9 protein-coding genes are annotated in these 15,901 nt (G+C 63.4%); all 9 read right to left on the bottom strand.

Annotated features, from left to right (window positions below):
• Positions 1-37: 37 nt before the first annotated feature.
• Complete coding sequence (locus tag LDO26_RS16115; RefSeq protein ID WP_232132120.1) at positions 38-1,240, bottom strand: MFS transporter; 1,203 nt, start codon at positions 1,238-1,240, stop codon at positions 38-40.
• Positions 1,241-1,458: 218 nt separating this feature from the next.
• Positions 1,459-1,749: a DUF1330 domain-containing protein gene (locus tag LDO26_RS16110; protein ID WP_232132119.1), complete on the bottom strand. Its 291-nt coding sequence runs from the start codon at positions 1,747-1,749 to the stop codon at positions 1,459-1,461.
• 28 nt (positions 1,750-1,777) lie between these two features.
• Entirely contained in the window at positions 1,778-4,219 is a 2,442-nt protein-coding gene (locus LDO26_RS16105; protein ID WP_232132118.1) for a TonB-dependent receptor, read from the bottom strand.
• Positions 4,220-4,281: 62 nt separating this feature from the next.
• On the bottom strand, positions 4,282-5,985 hold the full coding sequence (locus LDO26_RS16100) for a thiamine pyrophosphate-binding protein (RefSeq protein ID WP_232132117.1): 1,704 nt from the start codon (positions 5,983-5,985) through the stop codon (positions 4,282-4,284).
• A gap of 593 nt (positions 5,986-6,578) precedes the next feature.
• Entirely contained in the window at positions 6,579-8,024 is a 1,446-nt protein-coding gene (locus tag LDO26_RS16095) for an aldehyde dehydrogenase family protein (protein ID WP_232132116.1), read from the bottom strand.
• Positions 8,025-8,088: 64 nt separating this feature from the next.
• Positions 8,089-8,913, bottom strand: a complete 825-nt coding sequence (locus LDO26_RS16090) for an SDR family NAD(P)-dependent oxidoreductase (protein ID WP_232132115.1) — start codon at positions 8,911-8,913, stop codon at positions 8,089-8,091.
• A complete protein-coding gene (locus LDO26_RS16085) occupies positions 8,910-10,472 on the bottom strand; it encodes an AMP-binding protein (protein ID WP_232132114.1) in 1,563 nt (520 codons plus the stop codon). Before LDO26_RS16085 ends, LDO26_RS16090 begins: the two co-directional genes overlap by 4 nt.
• A 391-nt stretch (positions 10,473-10,863) precedes the next feature.
• Complete coding sequence (locus LDO26_RS16080; RefSeq protein ID WP_232132113.1) at positions 10,864-11,997, bottom strand: AraC family transcriptional regulator; 1,134 nt, start codon at positions 11,995-11,997, stop codon at positions 10,864-10,866.
• Between the two features lie 311 nt (positions 11,998-12,308).
• The gene (locus LDO26_RS16075; protein ID WP_232132112.1) at positions 12,309-15,893 is read right to left on the bottom strand and encodes a M1 family aminopeptidase; all 3,585 of its coding nucleotides are present in this window, start codon (positions 15,891-15,893) and stop codon (positions 12,309-12,311) included.
• Positions 15,894-15,901 lie beyond the last annotated feature (8 nt).

The raw sequence follows: 15,901 nt of genomic DNA, 5'->3' as shown, positions 1-15,901 counted from the left end.
CCCGCCAGGCACCTTCTCGAACTGGCAGGTCCGTGCGTCAACGGAACACCGGAACGCGTTTCAGTTGATAGAACATGATCGCGCCGACCAGCGTCGACACGGAACAGATGACCAAGAACGGCACGAACGTGCCGCTGGTCTTCAAGATGTAGCTGAGCAGCAACGATCCCAGGGTGATCGACAACGCGATCGAGCCGAGAACGAGGCCGAGTACCGTGCTGTAGATCTCGACCCTGAAGTACTTGACCACAACATACGCCAGCACGTCTCCCTCGGCACCGATGCACAACCCGAGCACCACGACAGCCGACGCGATCACGAGTATCGAGGAGATGTCGGTGGCCAACAACAGTAAACCCACGCTTGGCAGGCCCATCGAGATCGCTGCCACCACGTAGGTTGGAAACCTGTCCAACGCCGCGCCGCACAACAACCTGCCGAGGAAAACACCCGAAGCAAACAGTGAAATGGCCATCGACCCCGCGTCGGAATCCACGCCCTTGTCAAGCAGCAACACCTTCAACTGGGAAGTCTGCAAGGTGAAGGCCAAGTTCGTCAGCAGCATGCCCAGGATGATCAGGCGGAAGGCCGGCGTACCAAAGATCTCGCGGTAGCTGGTCCCGGACGCGGGTTCCGCAGCTCTCTTGACCACATGCGCATCGGCGTTCTTGGGAATCAAGGCCAACGCCGTCAGGCCAACCACGGCGACCATCGCGGCGACCGCGATGTAACCCGCCCGCCAACCGTGGTTGTCGATGACCACGGAAATGAATGGAACCGATATCGCGCCGAGGGCGGCAGGCGTACAGGTCGCAATGGCCAGCGCAACCCCACGCGCGCGGTCGAAGTTGTGGGCGACCAGCCTGCTGTAGATGGTGGCGCTGGTGGTGCCTCCGATGATCACGACCTGGATCACGCTCAACGCAAAGTACTGCGCTATGGGACCACTCATCAGACTCATGCCGATGAACACCAGGGGCGCGAAAACCACGCCCACGGTGGCCATCCTCCTTACCCCGAAGGCATCGGTAAGCCGTCCGGCGATCGGTTGGCACAACACGGCCAGCACCGCAGTAGTGCCGATCAAGGCCAGAGCGGATCTTGTCCAGCCGAAGTTCTCGATCAAGTGGGGCGTCATGAGGTTCGCAACGTAGTGCGTGATCGAGTAGCCCGCCGCAAGCCCGAAGCCGGCAGCACTCAGGAAACGCCAGCTTTTGCGAAACTCACCGAAGTAGCTCATGCAATCCCTTGTGGATGCCCGACGAAGGCCCCGTGATGAAACCAGTTCCCGCGCGCCGAAGGAGCTTCCGTCCGGCGGGAAACGGGCAATGTGGTTCGATACGCCATCCACCGGACAGCCGGCTTCGCCGACCATCGGGTGCCAAACCATCCCCATGGCGGCACGCCAGCGCCAGGCACGCGGGTACGCGGGCCTGCACCCTGCGCATCAGAACCCGCTCAACCCACACCCTCCGACAGGAAGACCCTGAACTCACCGGCCGCCTTGCGATACGGCAAGGCCTCCTGGTATGCATCGCTCTCATACCACTCCAGCGCATCGGCCATGGAGGGGAACCGCAGGATGACGACCGCCTCCGCCGCCGGACCCTCCAGAACCTGCATCTTGCCGGTTTTCGCGGCGATGACCTCCAACTTGTCGATCGGCGCATTGCGCGCCACCGACGCATACTTCTCCATTCCGGTCGGATCGTGGGTCTTGTCGCGGATGATAACCACGTACGCACTCATGCCGATCTGCTCCTTTTGAGGACTTGAATCAAAACCGGTACTCCACGTGACCCATGATGATCCGTGGCGCGCCCTCTTGGACAACGTACGCACTCGGCGTCAACGACCCCCAAGTGATGTAATCCTTGTCGAATACATTGCGCACCGAAAGATAAGCGCCGAACCGACCGTCAGCCTTCTCTACGCCTACGCGAAAATTCACCATCGAGTAACCAGGCTGCGACGTGATCTCTGCATTTGTGTCATCAGTGTAATACTTGGAGTTGTAGGCATACAGCAGGCTGGAAACGAAATTCCATCCATCTGACACCGGATAGTTCACGTCCGCCGAGATATTTGCTTGAAACTCCGGCGATAGAATCATGCGATTCCCACTGACATCGAACGGTGCCACTCTCAACTCAGGAATGCCCGGGCTGGAGAAATTCGTGTACTTCGCATCCAGATAAGCTGCACCCAAGCCAAGAGAAAAAATATCGGTAACCCGCCAGTTTAGTGTTGCGTCGGCGCCAAAGGTCCGGGTCTCACCCGCATTGAAATAGACTGCGGCCAAGCCGGCGTAGCCGCTCTTGAGTACTTGGAGGTTACGGTAGTCGTTGTAAAAAATGGAGGAAGTGAACTGGATCCTGCGATCAAGCATGGTCGTACGCACACCGACCTCATAGGTATCCACTTCTTCTGGCCCAAGCGCGTTCAGCACGTTCAACGTCTGCGCTGGATGAACCATCGGGTTAACCCCACCCGTCTTCATGCCCCGCGCCCAGCGTCCGTAGATCGTGCCGCCACGGTCAAGCGCGTAGCTGACCGTCAACGACGGCAGGAACCTGGAAACGCTGTCACTGTCCGAAACCGCCGGTGCGGGCCGACCGTTGACCACAACCTGGTTGACCGGGTCATAGATGGCCACCGAGCCGGCAGGAAATTCCGCCGTTTTGGTGTCCTCGACGAATCGTCCGGAGCCTATGACACTTACTTTATCGGTGGCATCGTACTCGCCCTGGAAATACACCGAGTAGCCATTGCCACCGGTCAATGCCTTAGTTGCCGCATAAGTCTGGCCAAGCAGCATCGTGGCCGTCGAGTTGTCGATCTCTTCATTGTAATAGGTGATACCGCCTGTCCAGCGAAACGGACCTTCCCCGTCGGAAACTGCGCGGAGTTCCTGATAGAAGTTCTGTCGCTGGAATCCTGACAGAAATCCGGCAGACGGCACCGCGCTTCCGGTCACATCGGATCGGAAGTCCGACTCATTCCAGCGAAACGCGCTGATCGACGTCAGCTGGAACCCTGATATTTCGATATCCGCTTTGGCGGAAAATCCGTAGTCCTTCAGCTTGGTGTACGACTCGATCGGCGCTGCCGCTTGGAATGGTGCGTAGTTGCCGTTCGGATATACGTAGTTCATCGGGAGACTGGCCGATCCGAATCCACCCGAATTCATCAGCGCCTGATAAGTGCCATATACGCGCGGAAGGTCCAGGGTTTTCCAGGCGTTTCCATTGGCGTCATCCTTGTCGGTATAATCTGCAGCCAATCGGACCTGGATGCCATCGCCAATGAACAGCAGCTTGGCCTCGATGAAGGACTCGTCTTGATTGCTTAGATCGCTGACCTTGGCGAGCGAATCCAGCTGGACTGCGACTTGCGGATTAGCTTGAAGATAAGCATGCTGTCCAGTGTCGCCGTAGCCCGCAGCTTCCGCCGCACTCAAAGCGGCATAGCTTGCGTACGGATTCTTTAGCGCCTGATTGTCGATGTAGTCATTGTGCACCCGGCGGGCAACCGTGAGATCAAGCGCGGCGTTCTGGTTAAGGGGAATATTGAAGTAGCCACTGACGTTGGCCGTGCTCTTGCTGCCATACCCGAGCCGAAGATCACCTTCGAAGGCTGAAGGGTCAGGCTGCCTGGTGATGATGTTTATCACGCCCGCGGTGGCATTGCGGCCGTAGAGGCCACCCTGCGCACCTTTCAGGATTTCGATGCGATCTACGTTACCGAGGTCATCCACGAGGCTTGCATACATACGAGGCACGTCGTCGATGAAGCTGGTCACCGATGGATCCGCGCCAATCTGGATCCGGTTGCCAATGCCCCGAATGAACGTCTGCGTGTAACCGCTACCGGTATTGGTGATCAGGCCCGGGGTATTGTAGCGAAGATCTGTGATGCCCTTGATGCCGGTTGACTGGAGCTTCTCACGGGTGATTGCAGTCAACGAGAACGGCACATCCAGCAGATTCTGCTGTCGGCGTTGAGCAGTTACTATTACCGCATCGAGAGTTCTTGCCGTGTCTGCATTATCAGTCGCTGCCGGCGCAATCCCCACCTGCTCGGCCGGCTCTTCGCTGTCCCCCACGGCAACTGCCTCTTCACCGTTCCGCTCCACCGTTTGGGCCGTCGCAAGCGTCGAATGCAAAGCGGCGAAGATGGCAACCGACAGCGTCGCCTTGATTTTTTTCTGATTAATCACTCGTCCCTCCCGAGTTATTAATGATTCTGACTATCGGATGACGGGATCCTTCTGGATTTCCTTCAAAAGAAATCCGTGTACCAGTTCTTGTATTCGTCATGCCCCGGCACGTCGCGTGCATTCGCTACGCCGTCGATCACCACTTGGACCACTGCAGGCTTTCCACTCGCCAATGCACGGGCAACAGCCGGCGCGATGTCTTCGGTACGGTCGACGTATTCGCCGTGGGCGCCAAACCCTTCTGCAATTTTGTCGAGTCGCAACTGGTTGCCCCAATGCGCCTCCGTCTCGGTTGTGTCAGGCCCAAACATCCCGCGATAAACACGGACCTCCAGACCCCACGCATAGTCACAACCAACAATGCACAGAATGGGCAGGTTCTTGCGTACCGCAGTCTCCAACTCCGAGATATGGAACAGGAATGCAGAGTCACCCGAGATAAGGACTACTCGGCGATTCTGGCCGACTGCCAGCTGCGCACCGATTGCATGTGGCAAGCCGGTGCCTAGATGACCAAAGTTCTGACTCCATAGAACATCTCGTGGCTGTATTTGCGCGTAAGTCCAAGTGTAGATATTGACTGCACCGCCATCACGGACCAGCACGCAATCCTTAGGCAGGCCTCGCGTGGCCTCGACCAGAAATCGGGCTGGATGAATGGGTGACGAACCGCTGGGCACCGATGCGAGCGCATTCGCTTTGTAGTCCTTGTGTGCTTGAATCCAGTCAGCGAGCTCGGGCCGGGGCTCGCGGGGCGCCTCGGGTAATTTCCGGACCAACTGGGGCACCACGTCACAGAGATCACCTATCAACGGCACGTCGACCGGACGATTGACGCCGATGGCCAGCGGATCCTTTTCAACATAGATCCACTTGCGGTCTGTATTGCCCTTCTGCCAGTGTCCTTCCTCGCCGGAACGCACCGGTTCGCCGATCTCTGTACCGATCGCAATGACCAAGTCCGACTGGGCGACCGCGGCGATTCCGGCTGGGGAAAAACCGAACGGGAACGTCCTGTCCTCGAATCCTTCGATTGCCGGGCTTTGCGGGAACGTTTCGATGATCGGGCACGCCAGCTTTCGCGCCAGCGCGCCAACATGATCCAGGCCGCGCGATGCGAATGCACCATGGCCGACCAGCAAGATCGGATACGCGGCTGCGGAAATCAACTTTATCGCGTCGGCGACTCCAGACGCACTGGCTTCCTGTCTTACCAGTCGATAGGCCTCGCGCGATACGGGCGGCGGCAAGTCGAGTTCGGCATTCATCGAATTCATCGGGACTTCGATGTATACCGGACCCGGCCGTCCAGAGAGTGCGCGACGGATCGACTCGTGCACGATCTCATCGGTCTGTTCTGGGTACTCGATGATTCCGATGTATTTTGTCGCCGGTTCGATGTACTTGTACTGCTGCGTGTACTGGATGCGACCGCGGCGTACGCGCTGATCGGCGATGTGCTTACGCTGTCCACCAATAAAGATGATCGGCGACCCTTCCTTCGCAGCACAGATCGCCGCGGGCACCAAGTTCGCAACACCGGGGCCCTGGTTGCCAACGACCAGACCTACTTTTCCGGTCATGCGCGACAAACCTTCGGCCATGAACCCACCTGCAGCCTCGTGATGCGGCGCTACTACCCGCCACCCTCTCTCCTCCGCCTGGTTGAACATGCGAACGAAACTGGGGTCCGGGATTCCGAACATCGTCTTGACGCCCTCGACCTCAAACAGTTGCAGAATTCGTTCTGAAACATAAGTGGACACCCGGAACATCTCCTTTCATTTACTGAAACTGCGCACGATCGCGGGCGCGATGTGATCCACAAAAAAATGCAACTTTCGTACTTATTCCATGGATCATTCGATCTCAAACCACGATCGTTGGAGAAGGAGAGATCCGCTTTACTCCGCTTGGCCGTAACCGTATCAGGCGAGATCGGGGAATCTATTGATCATTTGCGACATAGCTCCCACTCACAGCGACGGGTGGATCGCTCCGACTTACTCTCCGAGCCGAGAACCACCGAAGCAATGCCCCGAACTCTGACAGCATGCCGGAGAGCATTGACGGGGGACGAATTCTCGGACCGCTCTATCAGGCACGATCACTCGCGAAGACAGCAACTTCCGCACGATAGCTTCCTCGCCAAAGCAATGGGCGGGGGGTAGCAAATGATGAGCGCCGAACCGCATTGGCTCTCTTCGGATCCCTTCCCCGCCGCTCGCGGCGCACCGCTCGTTGTAGGAGCGACTGTCCTCACCCAAGCCGCCGCCATTCACCCTTTATGTCTGACTACGGGCCACAGCGGCGAGCCGGGTAGGCAGGATGGCAGCCCACGACTCATCGCCGGGTTTGTTCATCCAGAAGTCGGACCGGGCGTATAGCCCACATACGACACCTCTTCCAGGAACGCCTCGAACCCGAATGCGCCCCACTCCCGGCCGTTTCCCGACATCTTGCAGCCGCCGAAGGGCGAGTACGGGTCGAGCAGGTCGAGGTCGCCGTTGAGGTTGACCTGTCCCGCGCGGATCCGGGCGCCGACCTCGCGCGCCTGCTCGATCGTGCCGGCGTGCACGTATGCGGCGAGACCATAGGGCGTGTCGTTGGCGATGCGCACGGCATCGTCCTCGTTGTCGAAAGGGATGATCGCCAGCACCGGTCCGAAGATCTCCTCGCGCGCGATCGTCATGTCGTTGCCGACATCCGAGAAGATCGTCGGCCTGACGTAGTAGCCCTGTGCCAGGCCCTCCGGCTTGCCGGGACCGCCGACCACCAGCGTCGCGCCCTCCTCGATCCCCTTTTCAATCAGGCCCTGCACCCTGCTCCACTGCGAGGCATTGATCACCGGCCCCACAAAGGCGCCGCTGTCGGGCGGCCCCACCTGCAGCGTTTCCGCGGTCGAGCGCGCGATCTCGACCACTTCGGCCAGGCGCGAGCGCGGCACGATCATGCGCGAGGGCACCGAGCAGGTCTGCCCAGCGTTGATGAACATGTAGCGCACGCCGGACGAGACCGCCTTCTGCAGGTCCGCGCCGTCGAGGATGACGTTCGGGCTCTTGCCGCCGAGTTCCTGGTGCACGCGCTTGACCGTGGACGCCGCATTGCGCGCCACTTCGATGCCGGCGCGCGTCGAGCCTGTGATCGACACCGCATCGACGTCGGGATGACCGCTGAGCGCGGCGCCGACCACGGCGCCTTCGCCGAAGAGCATGTTGAACACGCCAGCCGGCACTTCCGCTTCGTCGAGGATCTCGGCCAGCACCTGCGCCGAGTACGGCGCGTACTCGGACGGTTTCAGCACCACGGTGCAGCCGACCGCCAGCGCCGGAATCACCTTGGTCATCACCAGCGACACCGGCCAGTTCCACGGCGTGATCAGTGCGCAGACGCCGATCGGCTGCCTGCGTATCAGGGTCGAGCCGCGCTCGGTATCGAACCGATAGTCCTTGAGCACATCGATCGCGACGGCGATGTGGGTGGCTGGAAGCGGCACCTGCGCCTGCTCGGCCAGCCAGGCGGGGCAGCCGAGTTCGCGGATCACCGCCGCGATCATGTCCGGCTTGCGCGCCTCGAACACCTCGGCGATACGCTGCAGCAGCGCAATGCGCGCCTCGCGGCTTGTGCGCGAGTAGCTGTCGAAGGCCGTGCGCGCGGCGGCGACGGCACGGTCCACGTCCACGGCGTCGCCCAGGGCGACACGCCCCGACGGCAGCTCGGTCGCCGGGTCGAGGAGTTCGAACGAACCGGTCCCGGAAGGCTCGACCCAGCGGCCGTCGATGTAGAACTTCAGGCAATCGCGCATCGGATATCTCCCGGTTATCCCGTGTTCCCCGCCCTGGCTATGCCGCCGGCCCGGGCTGCGGGACTCATTGCTCCCGCGGCATCCAGACCGAACTGCGTCCGAACTCCGACAGGTACTTGGTCGAACTCCAGCCACCGTCGACGACGATGGTCTGGCCGTTGATGAAGCTGCCGCCCGGCGAGCACAGGAACGCGACCGTGCTGGCCACGTCGTCCACCGTGCCCAGCCGCGTATGCGGGGTCATTTCCACGTTCATCCGCCTGAAGCCCTCGTCATGCAGGCGCCCTTCGGTCATTGGCGTGACGGTGACGCCGGGGGCGACGGCGTTGGCACGGATGCCAGCCGCACCGTACTGGCAGGCGATGTGCCGGGTCAGCCCGCCCAGGCCGGCCTTCGCCGCCGAGTAGGCGCCGCCGCGCAGGCCACCGACCACGGCGAAGGTCGAGGTGATGTTGATGATTGCCGAACCGGGCCGCATGTGCGGCAGTACGTCGCGCGAGAGCCGGAACGGTGCGCGCAGCATGACGCCGAGGAAGTGGTCGAGGTTGTCGTCGTCCACCTCGTGCAGCGGCTTCGGGCTGCCGATGCCGGCGTTGTTGACCAGAAAATCGATGCGTCCCCAGCGCTGCACGGCCAGTTCGACAATTCGCCGCGGCGCGTCGTCGTCGGTGACGTCGATGGCCAGGGTCGCGATCCGCGCCGGATCGCCGATGTCGGCCTCCAACCCGCGCAACTTGTCCGGGTCGCGGCCGACGCCGAGCACCGCCATGCCCGCTTCCGCCAGCTTCAGCGCGCAGCCGCGGCCGATGCCGCTGCTGGCGCCGGTGATGATCGCGACCTGGCGACCGTCACCCACGTCCTGCCCGCCGCTGTCGCCCGCGACGCTCATCGTGCTGCCTCCGTATCCGGGGCCGCGCGCCGGGCCGCGAGCGTGGCGCGGATCCGGTGCTTGAGGACCTTGCCGGTGTCGTTCTTCGGCAACGTGTCCCAGCACACCACTTCCTCGGGAAACTTGAACGTCGCCAACCCGCGCCCGGCCAGGAACGCGCCCACCGCCGGCACGTCGGGCGCCTGCGATGGCGTCGCTGGTACGATCACGGCGCAGGCGCGCTCGCCGGTGCGCGGATCGGGAACGCCGACGATCGCGACTTCCGCGATCTGCGGATGATCCTGCAGCATGTCCTCGATCTCCTTCGGCGAGATGTTCTCGCCATGGCGGATGATGATGTCCTTGCTGCGGCCCGAGATCACCAGGTAATCGCCATCGACCCAGTGGCCCAGGTCGCCGGTGCGGTAGTAGCCGTCGTCGTCGAACACGTCCGCCTCGTCCTCCGGGTGCAGGTAGCCCGCAAGCATCTGCGGCCCCTGCACGAGGATCTCGCCCTCGCCGTCGGCCGCCCGCGACGCGACGGCCAGCTTCACCGTGGCGACGCCCGGGCGTCCATCGGTCTCGGCCGCGTACGCGAGGTCCGCACGGTCCGGGCAGCCGACCGTGGTCACCGGCACCTCGGTCGATCCGTAGACGCGGGTCACCGCGGCATTGGCGAAGTGGGCGGCCGCGCTGCGGATCAGCGACGGCGGCACCGACGCGCCGCCGCAGACGAACAGCTTCAGCGCTGGCAGGCGCTCGCCCGCCCGCTTCGCCGCATCGAGCAGTTGCTCCAGGAATGGCGTCGCGCCGCAGATGTGGGTGCAGGGCACGGTGGCCGCCAGGTGGAGCGCCGTTTCCGGCTCCCAGCGGTCCATCAGTATCGCCGTCGTTCCCAGCAGCAGCGGTGCCTCGAAAGCGTAGATCGATCCGCCGATGTGGCTGACCGGTGACGGCACGAGGAAGCTGTCGCCCGGCGCGACCCGCCAGTTGCGCCCGATCTGGCGCATCAGCGCATGCAGGGTGTTGTGGGTGTGGAGGACACCCCTGGAACGGCCGGTGGTGCCGGAGGTGTACATCACCATGCGCACCGCGTCCGGGTCCAGCACCGGCAGCTTGGACGCCGGAGCCGACGCGAACAGGTCCGCGTACGCCGTATGCGCGCCTGCCTCACCGCGCACCACCACCACTTCCGGGCGCAGCTCCAGGCTCGCGAGCACCCGGTCGAACATTGCGGCGTAGTCGTGCCGGCGGAACCAGGACGGGATGAACACCAGGCGGGCACCGACATCCCGCAGCTGGAACTGCAATTCGTGATCGCGCAACGACGGCAGGACCGGATGCGCCACCATCCCCGCCAGCGTGATCGCGTGGTAGATGACGACGGCCTCGTGCCAGTTCGGCAACATGAAGGAGACCACGCTGCCGGCGGGCGCGCGGACCAGCAGCGCGCGTGCGAGCGCTTCGGCCTGCACGTGCAGGGTACCGGCGTCCAGTCGCGCATCGCCGTCCACGACGAGTGCGCGCGCGGGGAATTCCGCCGCGGCCCGCCGCAATGCGTCGGCCAGGGTCTCGTCCACCCACCAGCCGCCGCGATAGGCGGCGCGTGCGCGGGCCGGGTCCCAACGAAGCGAGAACCTTCCGCTGTGTCTTCGCTCTGTGATCTCGTCGCCAGCCATCGCATCACCTTGGTGGACTCCGCGCGCCCGTGCTGCCACGGATGCCGGACGATGTCCGCATTCCCGCGTCGGCGAGGTGTCGACAGGCGGTGGTGGACGCATGCGCCCTGTTGCCGGCACCGTCAACGAAGCCGCGTACCGGCAATGATCGTCAGGCGGGCGACCCCGCGTCTTGATGATTGGCGACAGGCGCCTCACATGCCGCGACGCCTTCCATCGCATGCTTCATCGCAAGCCCCGGGCGTTCGCGCTCCTTGCCCGGGAACTTTCCGCACGCCGCTGCGGCGAACGATCAACCCTGCTGGATGTTGGCCGAACAGGCGGCCACTGCGCCGGACCTGTGACGCATCCTCAGTTCCCGCGGACTGGCCGAGAACCAGCGGAAGCAACTGCGCGACAGCACGGAGGTTTCCGCGTATCCCAGCTTTTCGGCGACGCGCTTGAGCGGCATGTCGCCGTTCTGGATATAGCGCAGCGCCAGATCGCGCCGGATCTCGTCCTTGATGTCCTCGAACGAAACGCCCTCGGCGCGCAGCCTGCGCTGCAGGGTACGCGGGTGCAGGCAGAACTCCGCGGCGATACGTTCGTTCGTGCAGTCCTTGCTGCCCAGGTACTGCTGGACGAGACTGCGTACGCGCGCATGGATCGAAGCTTCCGTATGCGGATAGCGCGCCTCGATGAAGGACGTGGCCATCTCGTACACGCGAGAATCCGGTTCCACCACCGGGCACAGCAGATCGTCCTCCGTCAGGATCAGGCCATCGGCCTTCTGGCCGAAGACGACCTCGCAGCCGAAGAACTGGCGATAGACCCGGACCGATGTCTGCGGTTCATGGCTGAAGAGGATCTTGCGGACGCGTGCGCCGCCACCGGTGAGCTCCCGGATGTTCAGACTGGCGAGCATCAGCGCATGCTCGACCGCCTGCCGCTTGTCGGGCGCGCGATCGAGCAGGATCTCGAGCCGGACCAGCAGTCTGTGGTTGGGACGGTCTGGTTCGAAACGCACGCGCGTGGCAACGCTGTAGGCATGGATGTTCTTGGCGCAGTAGCCGATCGCCTGGCCGAGCGTCTTCGAATTCTTCATGACCACGCCGATGGGACCGATGCTCCGGTTGCCACCCTGCATCGCAGCCAGGCGCAACCCGAAATCGGGACACTCAAGATCATCGGCAGCGCATTGCATGGCACGCAGAAGGGATCGATATTCGATAAAGGCGCCCGCTGTATCGAGCAGCTTCGGATCGATCAGGGCATGTTCGAGGATTGAATCCGGACTGCCGCCCAACTGTCTTACCAGTTCGGGGAAGCAACGGAGACTGTCGATTTCCACGATCTCGGGGGGAGCGCGGAATCTGACTTCGCCATCGCCGCCTCCCACACTATCACTATCACCATGCTCGAACTTCTCGGCATCGTCCAGATTCATCCCACGCCCTCCCACTGCCTTGCTTGAATTCCGCGTAGCGCCCTTGGGACCGCAAGGTCTAATGAAGCCGGAGCACTCGGTCGCCGGCAGATGACTCGCATGAATCGTCGATTCGATGCTAGCCCGGTGCCGTTCGCACGGTCAATGCTGCACCACAGCACCGGACAGAACGCCGCGCACGTGCGCCACAGAATGCCGCCGGCATCGTCAACACGAACAACTGCATCCGCTTCAGAAACGGGTTTCCTGCCACGCGGACGTGCCGTACCACGCGAGGACCACATCCCGCTTCGTGATCGCCACATGCGCCCCTACATCGCCACCCGCTTGCGGTTGTCCGACGACACCCGGTCAATCAGCTTGTTGTAGGGATCGAAGCCGGCCTCGTACGGCACCTCGTCGACGGTGACGGTGATCACCGGTGATTCGCCGGTGATGTGGTGGCGCTGCAGATAGAGCACCTTCTCGTCGCGCTCCTTGCCGGAGAGCCCGCGCGCGAACACGCCGACCTCGATCCAGTCGTCCAGCGTGCCCGGCGTTTCCCTGCCGGTGCCGTCGGCGTAGCGCTTGGCCGCGTGCAGGGCCAGCGTGACGTCGTACTTTCCGTCGGGCCGCCGCTTCGCCGCGGCGGTCACGACGCGGTTGTCGTAGAAGCCGATCTTCTCGAACAGGTCGGTGATCAGGTCCTGCTGGTCCGGCCCGGCCTCGGCGCGGATGTAGTCCAGCAGTTCGGCGGACGTGGTGTAGGGAGGCTGCTGATACCCCTTGTCCTCGAGGAAGCGCTTGAGCGCACGGTTCAATGCCGCCTCGCCAATCTCCTCGCGCAACCGGTAGAACACCAGCGAGCCCTTCTGGTAGTGGATGTACTGCTGGTTCTCGACGCGATACAGGGGCAGCTCTTCCAGGCGCTCCCCACCTCGGCCGCCGAGATAGCGGTCCAGTTCGTACTTCAGGAACTGGCGCATCTGCGTGCGGCCGTATTCCTGTTCCATGACCATCAGCGCCGAATACTGCGACAACGATTCGGACAGCATCGTCGCGCCCTGCACGTTCGCGCCGATGACCTGGTGCGCCCACCACTGGTGCGCGACCTCGTGCGCGGTCACGTAGAACACGTAGTCGAGCTTGTCCGCATCGCGCAGGTCGGCGATGAAGCCGATCGACTCCGAATACGGCACCGTATTGGCGAACGCCTGCGCGAAACTGGCATAGCCGGGGAACTCGATGATGCGCAGTTGCCGGTGCTGATACGGGGTGAAATTGGCCTCGTAGTAGGCAAGGGACTTCTGCGCCGCCTCGATCATCCGGTCGACGTTGAACGGGTGCTTGGGATCGAAGTACACCTCGATCGGGATCTCCCCGTACATGCCCCTGCGGACCTCCCAGCGCGCCGACAGAAAGGCGTAGAAGTTCAGCATCGGACGGTCCATCGCGTAGCTGAAACAGCGCCGGCCGTCGCGCTCGAACTCGCGTTCGATATACCCGGGCGCCAGCACGGTCTGGTCCGGCGCCGTGCAGATCGTCGTGCTGAAATCGATCCAGTCCGCGTCGTCTCCCAGATAGTTGTTCGCGCGGGCGGCCTCGTCCTCGAGCCTGGGCATGCGTCGCGGTTCGCCGAGATCCCGCTTGCGCCGTTCGTTGCGGTCGTCGATCTCGACACGCGCGTTGTAGCCGAACTGCGGGAACATGCCGCTGTTGAAGAAGCTGCCGTTCTCGACGAACCGGGTCTGCGCCTGCCCGCTGGTGATGCCGGTGGGATGGAAATCCACGCGGAAGCGGAAGTCGCGCTGCTCGCCGGGGGCCAGCGGCGCCTGCAACCGGTAGATGCGGTAGCCCAGGGGTTCGTCGTGGTGCGTCCGCGTCTGCCCGCCGAGGTCCACGTCGACCAGCGCGCGGTCCTCCGACATGCCGACGTGCACGTCGGCGATGGCCTCGGGATACGGGTTGCGCACGGTGTAGACGAGCTCGCCGGTCATCGACTGCGTCTCCGGACGCAGGTCGATCTCCGAGCGGCTGGCGACGATCCGCGGCTGCGGCAGCGACTCGTACTGCTTGTAGTCCCGCTCATAGCGCGCCTGCAAGTCGAGCTGGCCGTCAGGGGAGATGAAATCGTTGCGGATGTTGGTGTTCCAGAACAGGAAACCGCCGACCGCGACGAACGCCAGCACCGTCGCCGCGAGCGCCACGCCCAGGCCGCCGCGCAGCTGCGCGCGCATCCCGGCCAGCCGTTGCCGCAGGCCGCCATCGACACCGCGCACCCACAGCGCCGCGGCCAGCAACAGCAGGGCCGCGACGAACAGGCCCCAGTAGCCCTGGAACCACAGCTGCCCGACGAGGAAATGCCCGTAGCCGTTCATGTCCGAGTACGGCGCGTTCGGCCACGCGCCGATCGTGTAGAGGTTGTGGGTGTAGTCGAGCAGGCCGAGCACCGCCTGCGCGACGAGCACCAGCACCAGCAGGCCGTAGCCGATGAACTTGTTGTTGGCGAAGACCTGCAGCGCCATCGCCAGGCCGCCCATGACCACGTACGGGATCGAGTCGAATACCAGCGCCTGCGCATAGACCAGCGGCTCGAGCTGCACCTGGCCCTTGATCAGCTGCACCAGCATCGCCATCGCCATGCCGACAAGCTGGAACAGCGCGATGACGACCAGCAGCGTCAGGAACTTCGCCAGCAGCGGGATCCGGCTCGGAAACGGCATCGCGTCGACCACTTCGCTGAGCTTGGCGGCGCGCTCCTTCCACACCAGCTCGCCGGCATAGAACATCACGATGATCATCAACAGGAAGCTGTAGCTGCCGCGCAGCGCGTCGAGCATCTGCGAGGTCACCGGATAGACCGAGGTCCCGTACAGCGACTGCTGGAACAGCGCGGACGGGAAGAAGTTGACGATGCCGAACAGCAGCATCACCAGGAACGGCACGCTGCGCAGCACGCCCGCGGCATCGAAGCGCACCTGGCGCCAGGTCTGGCGCCACGCCGTCGCCGCGCCGAACACTGGCTGCACGCGGACCGGCGCGTGCGCCGGCACCACCGGAGCCGCAACAGGTGTGGCGACCGGCGTCCGCCGACGTCTCCACCACCTGCGCCCGGTCCCTGCGCGCTCGGTGCGGAACAGTGCGAATGCCGACGCGAACAGCGCGAGCGAAATGCCGAGCCACAGCGCGCGATTCGCCAGCAGGTAGCCCGACAGTGCCGGCAGGCCGGTGTTGCGCTCCTCGGCCGACCAGTAGCGGATCGTGCGCGTCAGCGCGCGGCCACCAAGCGGCTCGACCAGCGTCGCAAGCCAGATGTTGTCGATGTCGCGCATCAGCACCGCACTGGTGCCGTAGAGCACGAAGAACGCGAGCACGCCGATGTAGATCCCCAGGATCGACCGCGTCGTCACCGCCAGCAGCGCCAGCAGCGCGGTCGTGAACAGCAGGTTCGGCAGCACGATCACGCCAAGCGACCACAGATACGGCCGCAGCGACACCGGTCCCAGGCGTACCGGATCGATCCACAGCATGAACTGCGCGATGAACAGTCCGACCGCGATGACCACGAACACCGCCAGGCTCGCCAGCAGCGCCGCTCCCAGCCGTCCGAGCAGGTAGTCGCGCCGGCGGATCGGACCCGAGAACAGCAGATCCGCAGTGCCCTGCTCGAAATCGCGCAGCAGCGCGGTACTGACGAAGATCGGCACGATCAGCATCGTCAGCAGGGTGAACCCGCCGAACAACTGGGCGACGACGATCGGCGCGTTGCGGTGCACGTTGCCGATGGCACCGCCGATCTGCACCGCGTCGCTGGACGCCGCGCCGAATCCGAGCAGCGCGAACAGCACCGCGAGGAACCACAGCAGCGGCGAGCGGAGCTGCTGACGCAGCTCGAAGCGGAAGAATTCGAGGATCATGCCGGCCT

It is taken from the genome of Proluteimonas luteida, from assembly GCF_021191695.1.
GTDB lineage: Bacteria > Pseudomonadota > Gammaproteobacteria > Xanthomonadales > Xanthomonadaceae > Luteimonas > Luteimonas luteida.
This window is presented reverse-complemented; position numbering and strand designations above follow the sequence as displayed.